The 17,735-nt window shown below is 60.9% G+C and carries 15 protein-coding genes and 2 pseudogenes; 10 read left to right on the forward strand and 7 right to left on the reverse strand.

Annotated features, from left to right (window positions below):
* The 5 genes and pseudogenes from H629_RS15020 to H629_RS14915 form a co-directional block, all read right to left on the reverse strand.
* Positions 1-1,073, reverse strand: a pseudogene (locus H629_RS15020) (IS3 family transposase); the annotation flags it as partial.
* 54 nt (positions 1,074-1,127) lie between these two features.
* A pseudogene (locus tag H629_RS0113500) lies at positions 1,128-1,388 on the reverse strand (transposase); the annotation flags it as partial.
* A gap of 176 nt (positions 1,389-1,564) precedes the next feature.
* Complete coding sequence (locus H629_RS0113505) at positions 1,565-3,298, reverse strand: ABC transporter substrate-binding protein (RefSeq protein ID WP_084705427.1); 1,734 nt, start codon at positions 3,296-3,298, stop codon at positions 1,565-1,567.
* Positions 3,299-3,329: 31 nt separating this feature from the next.
* The gene (locus H629_RS14910) at positions 3,330-4,064 is read right to left on the reverse strand and encodes an SDR family oxidoreductase (protein WP_076624058.1); all 735 of its coding nucleotides are present in this window, start codon (positions 4,062-4,064) and stop codon (positions 3,330-3,332) included.
* Positions 4,061-4,828, reverse strand: a complete 768-nt coding sequence (locus H629_RS14915) for an SDR family NAD(P)-dependent oxidoreductase (protein ID WP_076624061.1) — start codon at positions 4,826-4,828, stop codon at positions 4,061-4,063. The genes H629_RS14910 and H629_RS14915 overlap by 4 nt, the downstream gene beginning before the upstream one ends.
* Positions 4,829-5,025: 197 nt before the next feature.
* Between H629_RS14915 and H629_RS14920 the strand changes: the two genes are divergently transcribed.
* From H629_RS14920 to H629_RS0113525, 4 genes are all read left to right on the forward strand, one after another.
* A complete protein-coding gene (locus tag H629_RS14920) occupies positions 5,026-7,092 on the forward strand; it encodes a hydantoinase/oxoprolinase family protein (protein ID WP_024357765.1) in 2,067 nt (688 codons plus the stop codon).
* Positions 7,089-8,771, forward strand: coding sequence for a hydantoinase B/oxoprolinase family protein (locus H629_RS0113515; protein ID WP_024357766.1), 1,683 nt, complete (start codon positions 7,089-7,091; stop codon positions 8,769-8,771). The genes H629_RS14920 and H629_RS0113515 overlap by 4 nt, the downstream gene beginning before the upstream one ends.
* 77 nt (positions 8,772-8,848) lie before the next feature.
* On the forward strand, positions 8,849-9,607 hold the full coding sequence (locus H629_RS0113520; protein ID WP_161608035.1) for a polysaccharide deacetylase family protein: 759 nt from the start codon (positions 8,849-8,851) through the stop codon (positions 9,605-9,607).
* A gap of 3 nt (positions 9,608-9,610) precedes the next feature.
* Complete coding sequence (locus tag H629_RS0113525) at positions 9,611-10,738, forward strand: C45 family autoproteolytic acyltransferase/hydrolase (RefSeq protein ID WP_152485733.1); 1,128 nt, start codon at positions 9,611-9,613, stop codon at positions 10,736-10,738.
* Positions 10,739-10,870: 132 nt separating this feature from the next.
* Here H629_RS0113525 and H629_RS0113530 read toward each other — a convergent pair whose 3' ends face one another.
* Positions 10,871-12,004, reverse strand: coding sequence for a class II histone deacetylase (locus H629_RS0113530; RefSeq protein WP_024357769.1), 1,134 nt, complete (start codon positions 12,002-12,004; stop codon positions 10,871-10,873).
* A gap of 162 nt (positions 12,005-12,166) precedes the next feature.
* Here H629_RS0113530 and H629_RS0113535 point away from each other — a divergent pair, with 162 nt between their 5' ends.
* From H629_RS0113535 to H629_RS15765, 5 genes are read left to right on the forward strand one after another with little or no spacing between them, the layout of a single operon-like run.
* Positions 12,167-13,162, forward strand: coding sequence for a sugar ABC transporter substrate-binding protein (locus H629_RS0113535; protein WP_024357770.1), 996 nt, complete (start codon positions 12,167-12,169; stop codon positions 13,160-13,162).
* A 38-nt stretch (positions 13,163-13,200) separates the two neighbouring features.
* Entirely contained in the window at positions 13,201-14,676 is a 1,476-nt protein-coding gene (locus tag H629_RS0113540; protein WP_024357771.1) for a sugar ABC transporter ATP-binding protein, read from the forward strand.
* A gap of 28 nt (positions 14,677-14,704) precedes the next feature.
* Entirely contained in the window at positions 14,705-15,736 is a 1,032-nt protein-coding gene (locus H629_RS0113545; RefSeq protein WP_024357772.1) for an ABC transporter permease, read from the forward strand.
* 2 nt (positions 15,737-15,738) lie between these two features.
* The gene (locus tag H629_RS15760; RefSeq protein WP_338034122.1) at positions 15,739-16,077 is read left to right on the forward strand and encodes an amidase family protein; all 339 of its coding nucleotides are present in this window, start codon (positions 15,739-15,741) and stop codon (positions 16,075-16,077) included.
* A gap of 31 nt (positions 16,078-16,108) precedes the next feature.
* Positions 16,109-16,465, forward strand: a complete 357-nt coding sequence (locus tag H629_RS15765; protein WP_076624066.1) for an amidase family protein — start codon at positions 16,109-16,111, stop codon at positions 16,463-16,465.
* Here H629_RS15765 and H629_RS14935 read toward each other — a convergent pair.
* A complete protein-coding gene (locus H629_RS14935; RefSeq protein WP_076624068.1) occupies positions 16,450-17,178 on the reverse strand; it encodes an SDR family NAD(P)-dependent oxidoreductase in 729 nt (242 codons plus the stop codon). The two genes, H629_RS15765 and H629_RS14935, sit on opposite strands and share 16 nt — an antisense overlap.
* A gap of 278 nt (positions 17,179-17,456) precedes the next feature.
* Here H629_RS14935 and H629_RS15600 point away from each other — a divergent pair.
* Positions 17,457-17,735, forward strand: a 279-nt coding sequence (locus tag H629_RS15600) for an IS3 family transposase (RefSeq protein WP_024357674.1), incomplete at its 3' end; no start/stop codon positions are given.

Here is a 17,735-nt window from a genome sequence, read left to right on the forward strand (position 1 = left end):
GACCGCGCACCAACTCAGCCTTGTAGTATCCGTTCACCGTCTCAGCGAGAGCATTGTCATAGCTGTCACCCACGGTCCCGATCGATGGCGTCGCTCCGATCTCGGCAAGACGCTCACCGTAACGAATCGATGTGAACTGGCTGCCCGCATCGCTGTGGCAACGCAAATCTGGAAGATGCCTGCCGCGCGACCATCGTGCCATCTCGATCGCGTCAAGCACCGTCTCGGTCTTCATGTTCGATGCACATCGCCAGCCCACAATCATGCGACTGTATGCGTCGATGATGAAGCACACGTATGCAACACCCTGCCAGGTCGGCACGAACGTCAAATCGGTGACCCACAACTCGTTCGGCGCAGCAGCGTTGAACACGCGGTTTACGAGGTCAGGGTGCCTGGGCATTCGCGGGTCGGGCTTCGTGGTCTTCACTCGCTTCTCACGGCGCACGCGCTCAATCCCGAGGACTTTCATGAGCCGGGCGACCTGGTCGCGACCGATCTGGATACCTGCTCGCTGGGCGGCTTTCCAGAGCTTGCGCGCCCCATAGACGGAGTAATTGTCTTCCCAGAGTTCGAGCAGCCGCGGCGCGATTTCCGCGTCGCGCCGCTGCCGGGCAGACGCTGGTCTGCTATTCGCTGCGTAATACGTGGACGGGCCACCTGCAATACCTTGCAGATGCGCTCGACCCCGAGCCTTCAACCGGCAACAACATCGTCCTTGTTGCCGTTGATAAATGCCACTAGTTCTTGTGTTGGCGGTCGAGCTCCGCCCCGAAGAAAGACGCGGCCCGTTTCAGGATTTCATTCGCGCGCTTGAGCTCACGCACCTCTTGCTCAAGCTCTCGCATACGTGTCTGCTCGTCGGTCGTAACCCCAGCTTTCACACCGTCATCGATGTCAGCTTGACGCACCCAGGAGCGCACTGACTCGACCCCGTAGCCGAGCTGCTCAGCCACCCGCGACGTCGTTCCCTGGCTCGTACCGAGCTCGGCGCGGAGAGTGCGCACCATCCGGACCGCTGCAGCCTTCTCCTCAGCGGAATAGCGGCGTCCCTTGTTCTTGTGTTGGGGCATGAATCCATTCTCCATCCGTAACTCTGGAGCCTCCAACAAACCCAGGGCGCTTCAATAGGTCCCCTGACGGAGTTTCGGGATCGCGACGTCGATCGTGCCCACGCGGGTGTCCAAGTCCCGGTGCCGGTAGCCGTTACGCTGCGTGACACGGTCGGGACTGGCCTTGCCCCATTCTGCGCCGACGACGGCGTCCGCGTCGGCGGACAGTAACGCGTTAGTCATCGTCTGCAACAGATTGCGCATCAAATCCGGCGATGCGTCGGTCAGGGCTTCCGTGAGCACACTCGCGGGGTCGACAATATGAGTAGCGGTCATCGTGGTGATGTCCTTTCGAGGATTCTGTGGAAGGTTGACTCGAAGGACCACACGGTGACCGCGTCCACGTCAATGACGGGCCGGTCACCAGCGCGGCTACACCACTCTACGGGGCACTACTTTCGAAAAAAGATGCGGCACCAAACCCACGGCGATTCATGCGTCAGATGACGGATTTAATCCTGAGGAGTCATCCACGGGGGCATTTGGAACGCAGCAATGTTACCGAACGGCTCGGGATGCAGCAGCACATGCTCGTGATTCTGAATCTGATACACGAGGTGCGCTTGACTCAGTGCGGCATCGTTCGTTGTGTCTGGGTACAACCTCGGCACCTGTCCCGATTCACCGAAATAATAGATTCCGTTCACGCCCCGATACGGCCACCTGCGGAGATATTCGACCACATCATCGACATTGCGCGAATCAACCGAAGACCATGCAGCTGCAAGCATGCGAACTTGGTCGTAGACCGCTCCGGCCTGTGACCATCCGGGATCCTCACTGTATTTCTCGACATACTGCTGCCGGAAACGACGTCCAAGTTCATCGTCGTAGGTACCGGTTGTCGTCGACCAGATTACCCCGTCGGCGAGCGGGCCAAGTTCGCGAAGGTACGAGGGAATCGAGGGTGAATAGATGCAGTAGACAAGGGCGGGAAACGGGTCTTTGCGAAACGCGCGCTGAAACTCGATGAGTTCGGTCTCGATGAAATTGGCGATCATTACCACGTCGGGGCCATGCTCAGCGATCTCTCGCACCGTCTCAGTCCAGTCGGTTTCGCCGACTGGTGTCGAGATCGTGGCCGCTACTTCCCAGCCCGCGGCTTCTGAAGATTCAATGAACGACGGGGTCTGCAACTCCATGCTGGCCGAGGGCATCTCGACGCAGACTACCCGGCGGTTTCGAGGCTGCCAGAGGACTTGGTCTTCAAGGCTCGTGACCAAGCGGATCATGCCAGTTCCGTAATAGGTCTCTGACGCGCAGGTTTGAAACACCATGCCGTAGCGCCAGGGCTCTTGCTCGGTTCGCAGCACATCGGCCTCGAATGTCGCAGTGTGCAAGAAAGGCTTGCCATAATCGGCGATCACATCGAGAAACTGTGGGTGTTCGGCGCTCACATAGCTGGTGATGATTGCATCAACGTCTTCATCGATGAGATGTTCAAGGCCCGCCTTTACGCTCTGCCAGTCGAAGATCTGAACCGTTGCGCGTACACCCACGATCGGTCTACCGCCGATGCCGCCCTGCCTATTTATCTCGTCGATCGCCAGCATGGCGCCATTAAGCATCTGATCACTATCACCACCAGTATCGTCGGCAAACACGATACCCAGCTTGATCGGCGCAGGAGCCGAGTAGTCGTCTCGGATCGAACGCAGTTGCAGGTCGTTTCTCTGGTGAACTGCGAGCTCTAACTCGGCGACACCAATGCCTCCGACCTCTGGTGATCCACCCGGAAACGGAAGGCGCAAAAGGCCGAGGTCGACCGCAATAGCTGCGAGCCCACCACGCGAGCTTTGATCGAGCTTCTCGAGCAGTCGTTCGAGTTGGCTTGACACCGTTCTCGCGGAGGTGCCGAGCCGCGCGGAGATTCCGCTGTTCGTCAAACCAAGCGCGACGAGCGTGAGTACGTCAAGTTCTCGCACCGTAATGCCTCGGGGCATCTCAGTTTGACGGATCCGCACCCGTACTCGGTCTTGTGCACCCACCTGAAATGAGCCCGGTGAGTCTCTCGTCAGTTGGACATCGAGCCAAGTGTTGCCATCGCGCCAAAAGAAGCGGATCGATGGCCTCGTGAGGCGCACAAATGCGCGTGCGTAGTTCCAAAGTTCCTGCGGCACCTGCCGAGGAAGATCAGGGGTCGGCGTCTGGGCCGAGATCATCCGTTCGATGCTCCAACTGGTCATCAGTTATTCGAGCCCCCTCCCGCCACCAGACCTATGTCGCCAGGAAGCCACCGTCGACCGGTAGCACGATGCCCGTGACGTATGAAGACGATCTGCTGATCAAATAGTAGCAAGACTCCGCGAGCTCCTCTGGCCTGCCGCTGCGCCCGAGTGGCACGCGATGCATGAGTTCAGACGGGAGTCCAGGAGTGCCATCGACGGCGCCAGCGTGGAGCATGTTTACCCTGATCCCGTATGGTCCCCATTCGGCCGCGAGCTGGCGCGTGACACCTTCGAGTCCGGCCACTGCCGCATTCATCGACACACTGGAATGTCCGTTCGCCCCGCGGCTCGCCGAAACGTCACTGATGAACACCACAGATCCATCATCGACTGAGGTGCCACCACGCAGTCGCAGCATCTCGCGCGCGCCAGCCTGCGCAAATAAGAACGCCGCCCGCAGGTGCTGCGATTGAACCGTTTCCCACCCAGTAGAAGACTCGGTCACCGCGGCACGAGTGCGGCTCGTATGTGCGGAATATACAAGTGCGTCAGGTGCGCTTTGCCACAGTGAAGTTACCGCTGAGAAGGTCGCCTCGATCTCGTCGGCGTTCGTACCATCGGCCCGAAGAACGGTGACCTCTTCGGCGACCTCAACGTGTTCGTCATGCGCAACGATCAGTGCAACACGCCAACCGCGATCACACGCAAGCCGCACGAGCGCGTGCGCGATCGGATCAAGGTCACCCGAGACTACGAGACCCGGCACGCATTCCGACTCGGTCATGTGAAGTTCACCCCACCATTTATTGGAATCTTTGCACCGCTCACGTAGGCACTATCTGGCGAGGCGAGCCAGGCAATAGTCGCGGCGACATCCTCAGCGGCACCGTGTCGCCCAAGTGGAACTTGCTCCCGCAATTCTCGGTATCGCGTCTCAACGTCGACCGAGCGAGCCTTGGCTTGTTGCTCGACCTCCGCCTCGTGCATTGGGGTGAGAATGAACCCAGGCGCGACTGCATTGCAGGTGATGTTGTGGGGCCCGAATTCAACTGCCATCGCTCGAGTCAGACTGTGGATCGCACCCTTGCTTGCGCAGTAATCAGATCCATCGGGAGTGGGGTCGTCAGCAAAGAGCGACCCTAAATTGACGATACGCGCCTGCTGTGACGCTTTCAGGTACGGCAATGCCAGTGTCGTGAGGGCCACCACTGAAACTACGTTTACCTCTAAGGTATTGCGGAGGTCGTCGAGACCGAGGCGTTCCAGAGATTTTCCCGCCCCTCCCGATGCGGCGTTGTTGACCAACAGGTCGATACCGCCGAACGCTGCGATCACTTCATCGATCAGTCGTGCGCGTAATGCCTCGCTGGTGATGTCTCCAACCACGGCAACGGCGTTTCCAGCAGTAAGTTGCTCTTCGAATGCAGCTCTGAGCGAGGAATCACGGTCACAGAGGCCTACCAAGTAACCGTCGCTGAGCAATCGTGACGCAACGGCCTGGCCGATACCCGAAGCCGCACCGGTAACGACAGCGATCTGACTCTTCATTCCTGCTGGCCTCCTTGACACGGGTGATCACCTTTACTGTGTCGCAGCTTCAGCCTCTCATGCATCAGTCAAATGACGGACTCCGCAAGCATCACTGTCTACGTCGAATGACCCATGACGCAAAGCTCAGAACCACTCAGAATGAATTTATGCCGCGTGGAATCTGCATGTGGTTACACAAAAACTAGGAGTCATCGATGACTACACCTCGCTGGACCATCAGCATTGACACGGGGGGCACCTTTACGGATGCGATCGCCCGAAACACGGCCGGAGCCATCTTCGAGGCAAAGGTTGCATCGACTCCTGAGGATCCATCGCGCGGGCTGTCGAACGCCGTGAGTGCGCTTGAGTCCCAGGGAGTCAATCTGCCTGACGTATCTCTCGTCTGTCACGGAACAACTGTCGCTACAAACGCAACCCTCACCGGAAACCTAAGCCGCGCGGCGCTCGTCACGACGAAAGGGTTTCGCGACGTGCTCGGTTACCGACAGTCCAATCGCCCCGATGTCTATAGTTTGACTCCGAGGCGCCCCTCCGATCTCGTGCCTCGTTCGCTGCGCTACGAACTCTCTGAGCGGCTAGACTCTGCGGGTCGAGTGCTTGAGGCTCCCTCAGACGACGAAATCGATGCGCTGATCGAAGAGATTCGCGAGGCGGATCCAGAATCGATCTCAGTCTCATTTCTGTTCAGCTACCTGAATGACACTCACGAGCGCCAGGTTGGTGACGCACTGAGAACAGCGTTCCCCGACCGACCCGTTACGCTTTCGTCCGAGGTTGCCCGCGAATTCCGTGAGTACCCTCGTACTGCGACGACTGCGATCAATGCGGCACTCCGCCCCATTGTTGAAAACTACCTCAATAGGGCGAGTGAGGCGCTCGCGGAGAGTGGCGTCCAAGCTCCCCTTCTCGTCATGCAATCCAACGGTGGAAGTGTGCCAGCTCAGCGAGCGGGTGCCGAGGCGCACAAGCTCGTGCTTTCAGGCCCTGCCGGCGGCGTTGCGGGCCTCAAAGCACTTGCGGATTCACTCGACGAACCAAATCTCATTGGCCTCGACATGGGCGGCACATCAACTGATGTCTGTTTGCTGCGCGGCGCGACAATCCCCTTCACCACCATTCAGGAGATTCAAGACCACACCCTGCTCGCACCCACGGTTGATATCCACACCATCGGCGCGGGTGGCGGCAGCATTGCGTGGATCGACGCTGCCGGAAGCCTGAAGGTTGGACCCCAGTCTGCCCGTGCGGTTCCGGGACCGGCGTGCTACGGGCGCGGCGGAATCGAGCCCACGATCACCGACGCACACACGGTCCTCGGAACGCTTGGGTCTGGCGAATTGGCTGGAGGCCTTCGCATCGATCGTGAACTCGCAGTTCAGGCCGTGGAGCGCATCTCGAAGCCGCTCGGAATGACGGCCGAGGAGGGCGCCGAAGCGATCATTGCAATTGGCCTCGCCCACATGATCCGCGCACTGCGAAAGGTGAGCGTTGAGCGGGGCCTCGATCCGCGCGACTTCTGCCTTGTGCCTTTCGGCGGCGCGGGTCCGCTCCACGCGGGACACATTCTGCGGCACATGGCCCTCAAGAACGTCATCATTCCTCTGCGACCCGGACTCTTTGCGGCGGACGGCCTGCTCGTTGCTGGTCTTCGCATCGATCATGCCCAGACCATCCTGCAGGAAGCAGGCGATGAGGCGTACTCAGAAATCGCAGCGTGGTACGACACGGCTTCGGAAGAAGCAGTCGAGCAGTTCGGAAAAGACGGCATTGCTGCCGAAGACATCCAGTCAGAGGGGACTGTGGATTGCCGATACCGCGGTCAGGGATTCGAACTCAGTATCCCAATTCCTGATTGGAGCCTCAAGACGCTCCGGCGCGTACCCGCACTGTTTCACGCGGCGCACAAGGAGCGCTATGGACACAGTAACTCGGCGGAACCCGTCGAGATCGTCACGATACGCCTCGCGAGCAACGGATCAATTGATCGCAGCGGTGAGGGCATTGAAGATGTCGTCGCGACGGAGCTCCCGGAGGATGCCGTAGTGCTCACCCGACCCGTGTTGCTCGATGAATATGGCTGGGTCGATACTCCGGTCATTGACCGGTCGAAGCTCCCGGCAGGCTGCGAGTTCGAGGGCCCCGCAGTTATTCAACAGATGGACGCCACGAGCGTCATATTGCCCGAGCAGCGCGCCCGCGTGGTGAGCACACTCGACCTCATTATCACTGACGAACGCCGTAAGGGAGAAGAATCATGACCCAGCAGACTGAACCCGTAGCGCTCGGAACTGTCACCTTCGAGATCGCCTCTGCAGCACTGCAATCGGCGGCCGAGGAAATGGGCAGCGTGATCAAGCGATCGAGCTACAGCCCCATCATTCGAGACATGGACGACTTCTCGTGCGCGATCTTCACGGCGACCGGCGACCTCGTTGCACAAGCCGACTACATTCCCGCACAGCTAGGTGCGATGTCGCTCGTCGTGAAATCGGTGCTGCGCCGGTGGGAAGGGCGGATTCAAGAGAACGACGCCTACATCTGCAACCACCCGTACCAGGGTGCGATGCATCTCCCCGACGTGAACATCGTCATTCCCATCTTTTATGAGGGCGAGCTCATCGCCTGGGCTGGAACCGCGGCACACCATATTGATGTCGGCGGCGTGAACCCCGGCAGCGAGGGTCCCGAGCTCACCGAGGTATATGGCGAGGGCGTCGTGATGCCGCCGCTGCGGCTCTCAATTGCTGGCGAGGAGAACGAAGACTTCGTCGATCTCTTGACGGAGAACTTCCGCGATCCACTGAGCACGCTCAGCGACCTGCGAGCTCAGCGCGCGGCCTGCCGCCTTGGTGAAGAACGGGTGCACGAGCTCGCGAGGCTGTACGGCAAAGATCGTCTGCTCTTGGTGATGGATCGGATGCTCGACGTCGTCGAAACGGCTGTCACCAAGCTGCTTGAGGACCTGCCCGATGGGATCGGCGAGGCAGAGGGTTCGCTCGATGATGATGGTCGCGACGGCGACCCCACTCGGGTGCACGCGCGCATTGAGAAGCGCGGCGGCCGCTTGCACATCGATCTTTCCGGATCAGACCCGCAAACCGCTGGCGCGATGAACGTGCCGTGGGCGAGTTCGCGTGCCTGCCTCGTATACGCGGTGCGCACGGTGGTGGCTCCGGGGCTCGGATCAAACGACGGGCTGCTCCGCACGCTCGACATCACGGCGCCAGAGGGCATCGTCGTGAACCCGGAGCACCCGGCCGCCGTGTCGGCCCGGCACAACACGTGTCAGCGGCTCGCTGACACGCTGATCCGCGCACTGTATGAGATCTGGCCAGATCGCGCTGTCGCTTCGAGCGGCATCAGCTTCTTCTGCTTCAACGCTGGCTCAACGAGCCCGTCGACGGGTCTCCCCGCTGTCATGGCAGATGTCGTCGGCGGCGGCACCGGCGCGAACGCGCAGGGCGACGGGCTCGACGGCGTCGACACCTACATGTCAAACGTTGGGGTCATGCCGACCGAGGTCGCAGAAACCAACTACAACATTCGCATTCGCAAGACCGAGTTTCGCCCGGGTTCGCAGGGGCGGGGCGAGTTTAACGGCGGCCTTGGACTCATCAGAGAGTACGAGATTCTCGAGCACCCGCAGCACGTCACGTTCTACGGTGAGCAGACCGATTCGCGCTTCGCACCCGAAGGCGCGGCCGAGGGTGAGCGCGGGCGCGAGACCGTCGTCACCATCATTGGCCCGGACGGCAGTGAGATCGTGACGCCGAAAAAGGCCTCTCGCATATTGCAGCCCGGCACCATCGTTCGGGTCGAGACCGCCGGGGGCGGCGGCTACGGCGACCCTTCACTGCGCGCGGAGGCTCTGCGAGAGTGGGACGAACTGGAGCATCGATTCACAGATGCCGTGTCGACAAGGGGCACGGCCAACTAAGGAGAACACAGATGTCTCAGTGGCCTGACGGGCACCTATACGCGGCAACCGTGAGTTTCGATTTCGACGCTGAAGAGGTGTGGATCGGCGAGAACCCAGCGAATGCGAACGCTCCGGGCGTGCTCTCCCAGGGCGCGTACGGCCCAAAGGTCGGCGTGCCGCTCATCCTCGACATCCTTGAAGACGCCGGCATCGCCGCGAGCTTCTATGTGTGCGGCAAAGACGCCCTGCGGCACCCCGAGTCAGTGCGCAGCATCATCGAGGCGGGTCACGAGGTCGCGCATCACGGGCACTCGCACACCTCACCGACCTCGCTGGGGCCCGGCGAGGAGCGTGCCGAGCTCGAAGACGGTTTGCGCGCGCTCCGTGATCTCGGGGCAGATGTTGTCGGCTACCGCTCCCCTTCGTGGGAGTTCACCGACGACACCCTCGACCTACTCACCGAGCACTGCCTTGAGTACAGCTCGAACCTGCTCGACAACATCGTGCCGTACCTGCATTCCACGCATGACCTCATTGAGGTACCGATCTCGTGGATCCTTGATGACGCGCCGCACTTCTGGTTTGCGAATGATACGTGGGAGAAGACGATCCGCTCGACTCGAGAAGTGCTCGACGTGTGGCTGCCCGAGATCGATGGAATCGCGCGCTACGGCGGCCACGCGATGGTGACGATGCACCCGATGATCACCGGTCGCCCATCGAGGCTCGCCATGCTCGAGGAGGTCATCGAGCATCTCAAGCGAACGAATGCGTGGATCGCGACAACTCGCGAAGTTGCCGACTACGCTCGGGCGAACGGGCCTCTGGAGCTTCGTCGTACAGCAAGGAGCTAAGCAGTGGGTAGCTACGCGCGAATCCGCATTTCTGGTGACACCGCTACGCGCTCGCGCCAGTATGGTGAGCTCGCTCGCGAGCAGATCACCTTCATTCGAGACGGGTATGCCGAGGCGTACGCAGCCAAAGGCGTCTCCTGGAGCGATGCGGTCGCGCAAGCGCTCGCCTATGTTCCTACAGTTGAGGTGGCGTTCCCCGAGCTGCTCGAAGAGATTCGAGGCATCGCCGAGGGCAGCGGGCTGTCGTTCGAAGATGTCATGACAATCAATTGTCGCTCAGAGATTCTGCACGCGGCGACCGTGGGGGGCGCTCGCACGACGGCTCCGTGGCGAGCGTTTGGTGAGTGCAGTTCGTTCGCGCTCGAAGACGACCGATCCGCCACGGGCACGGCGATTGTTGGGCAGAACTGGGACTGGCTCGAAGCGCTCGGCCCCGGCACGATTGTGCTCGAGGTCGAACGCGAAGACGGGCCGAACTATGTGAGCATCGTCGAGGCGGGGTTGCTCGCGAAGATGACGATGAACGCGCACGGCATCGCGATGGGCATCAATACGCTTGTCACGACGCTCGATGGCACGACCAACGGGGTGCCGTTTCACTTCTTCATTAGAAAGCTCGCAGACGCCGAGAGCCTCGCTGGCGCGCTCGACATACTCGCGTCGGTCGGTCGGGCAACATCGGGTAACTACCTGCTCGCGTCGGCTGATGGATCGGTGCTGAACCTCGAAACCTCACCCGGCGACGCACGCAACGTCACGCCGCAGATCAGCACAGATGGCGTGCTGCTGCACACGAATCACTTCATCGCCCCCGTGCACGGTGGCCAAGATCTTGCGCAGGTGTCGATGTCTGACAGCTTTGTGCGGCTCGGGCGCATGACCCGTAATGTGCGCAATCAAGACGGCCCGCTCGACACCGCGCTCCTGCGCGCTGCCCTTTCGGATCACGCCGAGCACCCAAACTCAGTGTGCTGTCACCCAGACCCAGCGAGCGATCCGAAGAGCAGGTGGAAGACGCTCGCGTCGGTGTTCATGAACCCCGCCGCGCGATCGATCTCGTATACCGAGGGCCCGCCCTGCGAAAGCGAGTGGATCGACGCCGACTACTCCGAATTCCTCTCGGGCAAGTAGCCCTGCCAAATCCGCACCATTTTCAGTACGGTTTTGACACACTCTTCGCTAACAAGCTGAAACTGGTTGGCGCCGGGTATCTGACTCCCGGCACCAACCAGTTTCTGTGCGCGTAGCTACGCGAAGACTCCCCTACGCAGAGACTTTCTCAACGAGCTCGGCAATCTCCTCCGCGAACTTCGCAGAGATCGAGATCTGATCCTGCTGCCACGGGTGGAGCTCCCGTGTGGGCGATGGGCCGAAGCTCACGTCAAACGGATCCTCGACCTCGGTCTTGTGGCCGCTCAGCGTCTCAAGCACTGCGATACCGCAGAACGGTGTGTGCACGGCAGAGTATCCGCCTTCGTGCGAGAACACGATCTTGCCCCCGGTGAGCTCATCGGCGAGCGCGAGGAGTCGCTCGGCCATGCCGCGGAATCCGTCAGAGGTGACGCTCATGCGCCCCAGTGGATCGGCTGCCGACGGGTCGAACCCGCTCGATACAAAGATCACGTCTGGCTTGAACGCACGAATCGCTGGGGCTGCGACCTGGTCTACGACCGCGAAGTACGCGCCATCGCCCGAGCCCGCAGGCAGCGGAACATTGATGTTGAAACCGTGGCCGTCACCCTCGCCGCGCTCGTCGGCCATGCCGGAGTCGACGGGGAACAGTCGATCCTGGTGCACTGAGATCGTGAGCGTGTTCGGGTCGTTCCAGTAGATCTTCTGGGCGCCGTTGCCGTGGTGCACGTCGTAGTCGAAGATCGCGACGCGGCCGAGTTTGCCTTCGGCGCGCAGCCGCTCAATCGCGACGGGCACGTTCGCGAAGATGCAGTATCCGCGGCCCATATCTGGTTCGGCGTGGTGCCCGGGTGGGCGCACGAGCGCGTACGCGTTGTCGACTTCACCGTCGAGCACCGCGCGAGCGGCTTCGTAGGTGCCGCCCGCAGCGAGCGTCGCGATCTCGTAGCCACCGCGGCCGAACGGGGTGAATCCGTCGCCGCCGTCACCACCGTGCTCGGCTGATTGTGCCTTGATGCTCTGAATATGGCGGTCGGTGTGAACGCGAGCGAGATCCGCTTCGGAGACATGCTCGGCCTTGAGCTTCACCAAGTGATCGATGAGACCCGAAACCTCGACGAGCCCCGCAAACCTGGTCTTCGTGTCTGGGCTCTCGAAGTTCTGATACGGCTGAATGTAGCCGCCCGACTCGACGAAACCGGCGTGAGTGCCGGTGTTGTGCCACGCGTACTGCTGATGCCAGACGTACCCGGTTTTGCGCTCCATTGCTTCTCCTTCATCGGTTGTGCTGTTCACAATAAGCAACCATTTCGAGAATCGAATCGGTAGTTTGACGGATGCGACGCATTCAGCGCGTTCTTTAAGCTGAGGCACCGGAAGGTTTTAGGTGCGAGTTTTCGCATCCTTCCGCCCGAGCAAAGGAGCATCATGGGTCATAAGTTTTCACGCCTCACAAAGTTTGGGGCCGTTGCTGCCGTAGCAGCACTCGCACTCACTGGGTGCAGCAATGGTGATGGATCGGGCGCCACAACTGCCGCCCCCGAGGGTGAGAGCAAGGGCGCGATCGCGATGAGCTTCGCCGGCCTCACCGTGCAGATTTGGAACGACATGCTCCCCTTCCAGGAGGAGATCATCACTGACGCTGGGTACGAGTTCATTACTCACGATCCGGCGTGGGACCCGCAGGCGCAGGTTTCTGACTGGGAATCGTGGATCGTTCGTGGCGACGTGAAGGCGATCATGGGCTACCCCGCTCAGTCGGACGCGATGGTCGCGGTGACGCAGCAGGCTGCTGATGCCGGCATTCCGGTTGTCGCTTATGGCAGCACATGGGATGGCGTGCAGGCAGCCGTGTACTTCGATCACCTCGAAGACGGTCGCATGATGGGCGAGACCGCGGTTGAGTGGATCAAGGAGACCTACCCGGACGAGCAGGTCGATGTTGCCCTCCTCGGCTACCCTGACACCGACCTTGGCCGACTCCGCGCCGAAGGTATCCGTGCCGCCCTCGATGACTCGGGCCTCGACCTGAACATCAACGAGCACAAGACGCTCACCGTCGACGACGGCTACGCTGCGGTGCAGAACCAGCTCAACGCATTCCCTGATACCAAGGTCTGGCTCTCGATTTCGAACGACATGGCGCTCGGCGCATACCAGGCACTGCTTGACCAGGGCACCGATCCACAAGATGACGGTGTGCTCCTCGCGCATCTCGATGGCACCGATGCCGAGCTCGAGATCATCGCAGAAGAGGGATCGTTCTGGCGCTTTGTCTACATGACCCCGGCTCGCGAGATCGCGGAGCGCACTGCGCAGATGATGATCGATGCGGCAGAGGGCAACCCGCTCGAAGATGAGATCCTTCCGCTCACGCTCGTGACCTCGGAAAACGCAGAGCAGTACTTCCTCGAGAATCAGTAATCTGCCACCCGCAAACGGGGAAATACAAGGAGAATACGGTGAGCGAATCTCATGATCGGCTCGTGTTCGACGGAATCTCGGTTGACTTTGGGGCGACCCGCGCGCTGAACAACATCAGCGTTCGGGTCGCACCGGGTGAGATCGTCGGCCTGCTCGGACACAACGGTGCGGGCAAGAGCACGCTGCTCAATGTTGCGACCGGCGTGATTAGCGCGTCAGAGGGGTCGTTCTCGGTTGACGGCACGCTCGTTGGTAGCACGACGACACCGCGCGAGGCCGCGGAACTTGGCATCACTGTCATTCACCAGGAACCCGCCCTCGCACCGAATATGACGATCCTCGAGAACCTGTTTCTCGGCAGGTCGACGCCGTCACCAAAACAGCAGCGCAAGCTCGCGACGGAGGCGCTGAAAACGGTTGAGGCTGACTTGCGTCTCGATATGCCGGTTGAGTCGCTCGATCTCGGCGAACGTCAGCTCGTTGATCTTGCTCGCGGCCTTCTCGGTGGCGAGATGAAAGTGCTCATGCTTGATGAGCCGACCGCTGCGCTTGGAAAGCACGAGACGGATGCGCTGCACGCGCTGATCCGCCGATTTGCCGACCAGGGAACCGCGGTGCTCTACGTTTCGCACCGCCTGCCCGACATCATGGAGGTCTGCACGCGCATGGTGGTGCTGCGCGGCGGCGAGCTCGTGGTCGATGGCCCCGCGTCTCACTTCACCGCAGCGAAGCTCGCTGAGGCGCTCGTGCCCGATCTGCGGTCGCTCGATTTCACGCAGGTCGATCTCGGTGGCGAAAAGTTCATGGCAGAGGTGCCTGGCGGCACAATCACAGCCCGCGAGGGCGAGGTCGTTGGCATTTTCGGCATGGCGGGTGGCGAGCAGTTCAAGCTCGCGGCAGCAGTTTCTGGCGCCTCCCCCGACGCCGCGATCGAGTACACGCTCGACGGCAAGCAGGTGAAGTTCCACTCGACGCCGAAGGCGATTCGGCATGGTGTGTTCTTCGTGCCGGCAGATCGCGAGACCGAGGGGCTCATCGCGTCTGAGACCGCGCTCGATAATGTGATGCTCCCGTGGTTCGCGCACGCGCCCTCGCGGGGCTGGTGGGTGTCGGCAAAGAGTGGATCGAAGCTCTACACCAAGGCCCGCGAGTCACTCGATATTCGCGGCCCCGAGGGCAGCGCCGAGATCTCGCAGTTCTCTGGCGGAAACCGCCAGAAGCACCTGCTCGCGCGGTGGCTGTACCCGAAGCCGCCGAAGTTGCTCGTGCTCGCGCAGCCCACCCAGGGTGTCGATGTGGGTGCGAAGCTCGACATCGTCGAGGGTGTGCGCGATGCCGCCCACGCCGGCGCGACCGTGCTGGTCGCGTCGAGCGAGTCCGACGAGATCGCGAGCATGTGCGATCGCGCCTATGCAATCCTTGGCGACAGAGTCGTCGAAGTTCCCCGCTCGAGCACGTTTAACGAGGATCTCCTCCAAGCCCTCCTGTCACTGGCAGATCCGGCATACAACTAGACCTCTCATATAGAAAGACGACCGGAATATGTATACCGAACGCCTGAAAATCTTCGCCGCCAAGAACGGCATCTTCCTCGCGCTCATCGCCCTCATCGCGGTGTTCTCGATTCTGCGGCCCAACTTCTTTACACCGCAGAATGGCCTGACGATTCTGCTGCAGGCCGCAGAGCTCGGGTTAATCGCGGTGCCGGCGGCGTTCCTCATCATGTCGGGCACGATCGACCTGTCTGTCGGGTCGATCGCTTCAGCTGCCGCGATTATGGGTGGATCGACAATGGCGAGCACCGGCTCAGCGACCATCGGCATTCTGGTGGGCCTAGTGACCGGCATGGTGGCTGGGGCGCTCAACGGATTCTTGATCTCGTACATGGGGCTGAACTCGTTCGTGGTCACCCTTGGTGCGCTGAGCGTTTGGGGCGGCTTTGCCCTGCTCATGGCGCAAGGACGCACGATTCCCCGGTCTGACCTGCCCGAGACGTTCCGTGTTATCGGCAACTTCAAGGTCGGTGGTGTTGTGCCGATTCAGATTGTGGCGCTTGCCCTGATCATTCTTCTCGGCTGGTACGTGCTCAACCACACGAAGTTCGGTAAGGAGGTCAAGGCGATCGGCGGTAACCAGCGTGCCGCACGTCTCATGGGTATCAAGGTGAAGCGCAATCGCTTCCTCCTCTTCGTCGCGAGCGGGTTTTTCGCCGCGCTTGCTGGCATGCTGCTCTCTGCCAAGCTGCAGTCGGCAAACCCGAGCGTTGGCGTGGGCCTCGAGCTCGAAGCCCTGACTGTGGTGCTCCTCGGTGGCGTGGCGTTCGAGGGTGGTATCGGCCGCATCAGCGGCGTCGTCGCTGGTCTCCTCTTCTTCCGCGTGCTCCGCGCCGGCCTTGTCTTTATGCAGGCGTCGCCGTTCCTACAGACAATCCTCGTCGGTGCGACGCTGATCGTCGCGGTTGCTCTCGATAGCTCGATCCAGAAGGTGATCCGCAGCTCCTGGGCAAGACTCGGCAAGAAGGCCATCAAGTCTGAGGAGGATGGTGGCGGAGGCGTGCACGCCGCTGAGAAGTAGTGGTGAGTGATGTGACTTCCTACACGGGTGCTGGCAGTTCGCTGCCTGTCACCGAACTCAGCATTGCACGCGTGAAGGAGTTGCTCACGTCTCGAACCGTTACCGCGGTCAAACTTGTGGCCCGGCACCTTGAACGGGTTATCGCATACGATCAGACGGGGCCCAAACTCAACGCGATTCCGGTGCTGAACCCCAACGTCTTCGACGAAGCCGCTGAATCAGACCGCCGCTACCGCCTGGGTGGTAGCGCACTCCGTCCACTTGAAGGTGTCCCCTTCGCGGTGAAAGACAGCTATATGGTGCGTGGGCTCACGGTAGCAAAACGAATCTCCCGCATTTGAACATCTGATCGCGAGTGACGACGCATTCACGGTGGCTCGGCTTCGTGAGGCAGGCGCGGTGTTAATTGGCAAGACGAATATGCTGCCTCTCGCGGCCGGAGGCATGCAGCGGGGTGTCTACGGTCGAGCGGAGAGCCCCTACAACCCAGAGTTCTTGACGGCGGCATACGCCTCAGGGTCATCAAACGGTTCAGGAACCTTGAATCGCCGTGGGTTTGGTGCCGCATCTTTTCGAGTTGAAAGGATGGCATCATGCCAAAGAACATCGATCCCGCGCTCCGTGAGCGCGCCGTCAGGCACGTGCGTGAATGACGAGGTGGTCGAAAACGCGGTCGAGGGCGACGCTGAGAACGGGGCCGAAGCCCCCGCGCCTCAGGAGATTAAATAGCCCCCGTCAACTGGCAGCACCGTCCCGGTGATGTACGACGCCGCTCCGCTTGCAAGAAAGAGGCAGGCCGCAGCAACCTCGTCGGCCTCACCAAGACGCTGAAGCGATAGCCGATCCTCAAGCGCGGCTGTCGCTTCGGCGTTTTCGACGATGGTGGTCATCGGGGTGTGGATCACTCCTGGTGCGACAGCATTCACCCGAATTCCACGAGGTCCGAGCTCAGCGGCCAACTGTTGAGTTAGTGACACTACCGCTCCCTTGCTCGCGGCGTAGGGCGAACATGGCTCGAGCCTGTCGCCTCGTGCGTAGGCAACCGAGGTGAGCAACACGATTGCGCCTGACTCCATCACGCGGCTCGCCGCCTGTGAAACGAGAAAGGAGCCCGTGCTGTTCACCGTCATGCTGAGATTCCACTCATCCAGTGACGTCGATTCGATTGCCGAGTGACGGTAGATTCCTGCGCAGTGCACGACGGCGTCGGGCGATCCACCGAGAATGTGTTGAGCCTCTTCAAACACCTTTGTGACCTGGTCTGCGTCGGTAATGTCTGCAGTGTGCGCGGTGAATCCATCGGACTTCCAGGCGCCTGCGGTGCGGTCGATTCCGAGCACCCTACCGCCTGATGCGATTACGGCCTCGCTCACCGCTCTGCCGATGCCAGACTGTGCGCCGGTCACGATGACTTTACGGGGGAGTGTTCGGTTGAAATCCATGGATGTGCTCCTCTATGAGCTGGTAATGATCAGTTGTAGTGATCGCATCACACTCGGGGCATCGGCCGCCTCCGCTGAATGACGGAGATAGGCCCTCACTCCTCCTATCGGGGAATCGTAGCGTAGCTCTCAATCTCTTTCTGAATGCGGCCGATCGCTTCAGCGTCGAGATCCGCACCTGGCACTGCCTGGTCCCAAGCGGTGAGTACGGGTCTGCTGCACGTTTAGGTGACATCTGATCTGGCTTGCCCGAGGGGTGGGTCTGGAAGGATGTTGTTGTGCCAAAGCCATACCCGAGTGAGTTCCGTGACGATGTTGTGCGCGTCGCGAGGAACCGCGATCCTGGAGTGACGATCGAGCAGATCGCGAAAGATTTCGGCGTTCACCCGATGACGTTGCAGAAGTGGATGCGTCGCGCCGACATCGACGACGGCGCCAAGCCTGGCAAATCGCGGACTGAGGCGGCCGAGATCCGTGAGCTGCGCAAGCGGAACCGTCTTCTGGAGCAGGAGAACGAGGTTCTGCGTCGGGCGGCGGCGTATCTGTCGCAGGCGAAC

This window comes from Leucobacter chironomi DSM 19883 (assembly GCF_000421845.1).
Taxonomy (GTDB): Bacteria; Actinomycetota; Actinomycetes; order Actinomycetales; family Microbacteriaceae; genus Leucobacter; species Leucobacter chironomi.

What these genes read in the sequence shown, in the direction of transcription:
- H629_RS0113505 (WP_084705427.1), bottom strand. Translation starts at nt 3,298, where the DNA reads ATGACCAGTTGGAGCATCGAACGGATGATCTCGGCCCAGACGCCGACC.
- H629_RS14910 (WP_076624058.1), bottom strand. Translation starts at nt 4,064, where the DNA reads ATGACCGAGTCGGAATGCGTGCCGGGTCTCGTAGTCTCGGGTGACCTT.
- H629_RS14915 (WP_076624061.1), bottom strand. Translation starts at nt 4,828, where the DNA reads ATGAAGAGTCAGATCGCTGTCGTTACCGGTGCGGCTTCGGGTATCGGC.
- H629_RS14920 (WP_024357765.1), top strand. Translation starts at nt 5,026, where the DNA reads ATGACTACACCTCGCTGGACCATCAGCATTGACACGGGGGGCACCTTT.
- H629_RS0113515 (WP_024357766.1), top strand. Translation starts at nt 7,089, where the DNA reads ATGACCCAGCAGACTGAACCCGTAGCGCTCGGAACTGTCACCTTCGAG.
- H629_RS0113530 (WP_024357769.1), bottom strand. Translation starts at nt 12,004, where the DNA reads ATGGAGCGCAAAACCGGGTACGTCTGGCATCAGCAGTACGCGTGGCAC.
- H629_RS0113535 (WP_024357770.1), top strand. Translation starts at nt 12,167, where the DNA reads ATGGGTCATAAGTTTTCACGCCTCACAAAGTTTGGGGCCGTTGCTGCC.
- H629_RS0113545 (WP_024357772.1), top strand. Translation starts at nt 14,705, where the DNA reads ATGTATACCGAACGCCTGAAAATCTTCGCCGCCAAGAACGGCATCTTC.
- H629_RS14935 (WP_076624068.1), bottom strand. Translation starts at nt 17,178, where the DNA reads ATGGATTTCAACCGAACACTCCCCCGTAAAGTCATCGTGACCGGCGCA.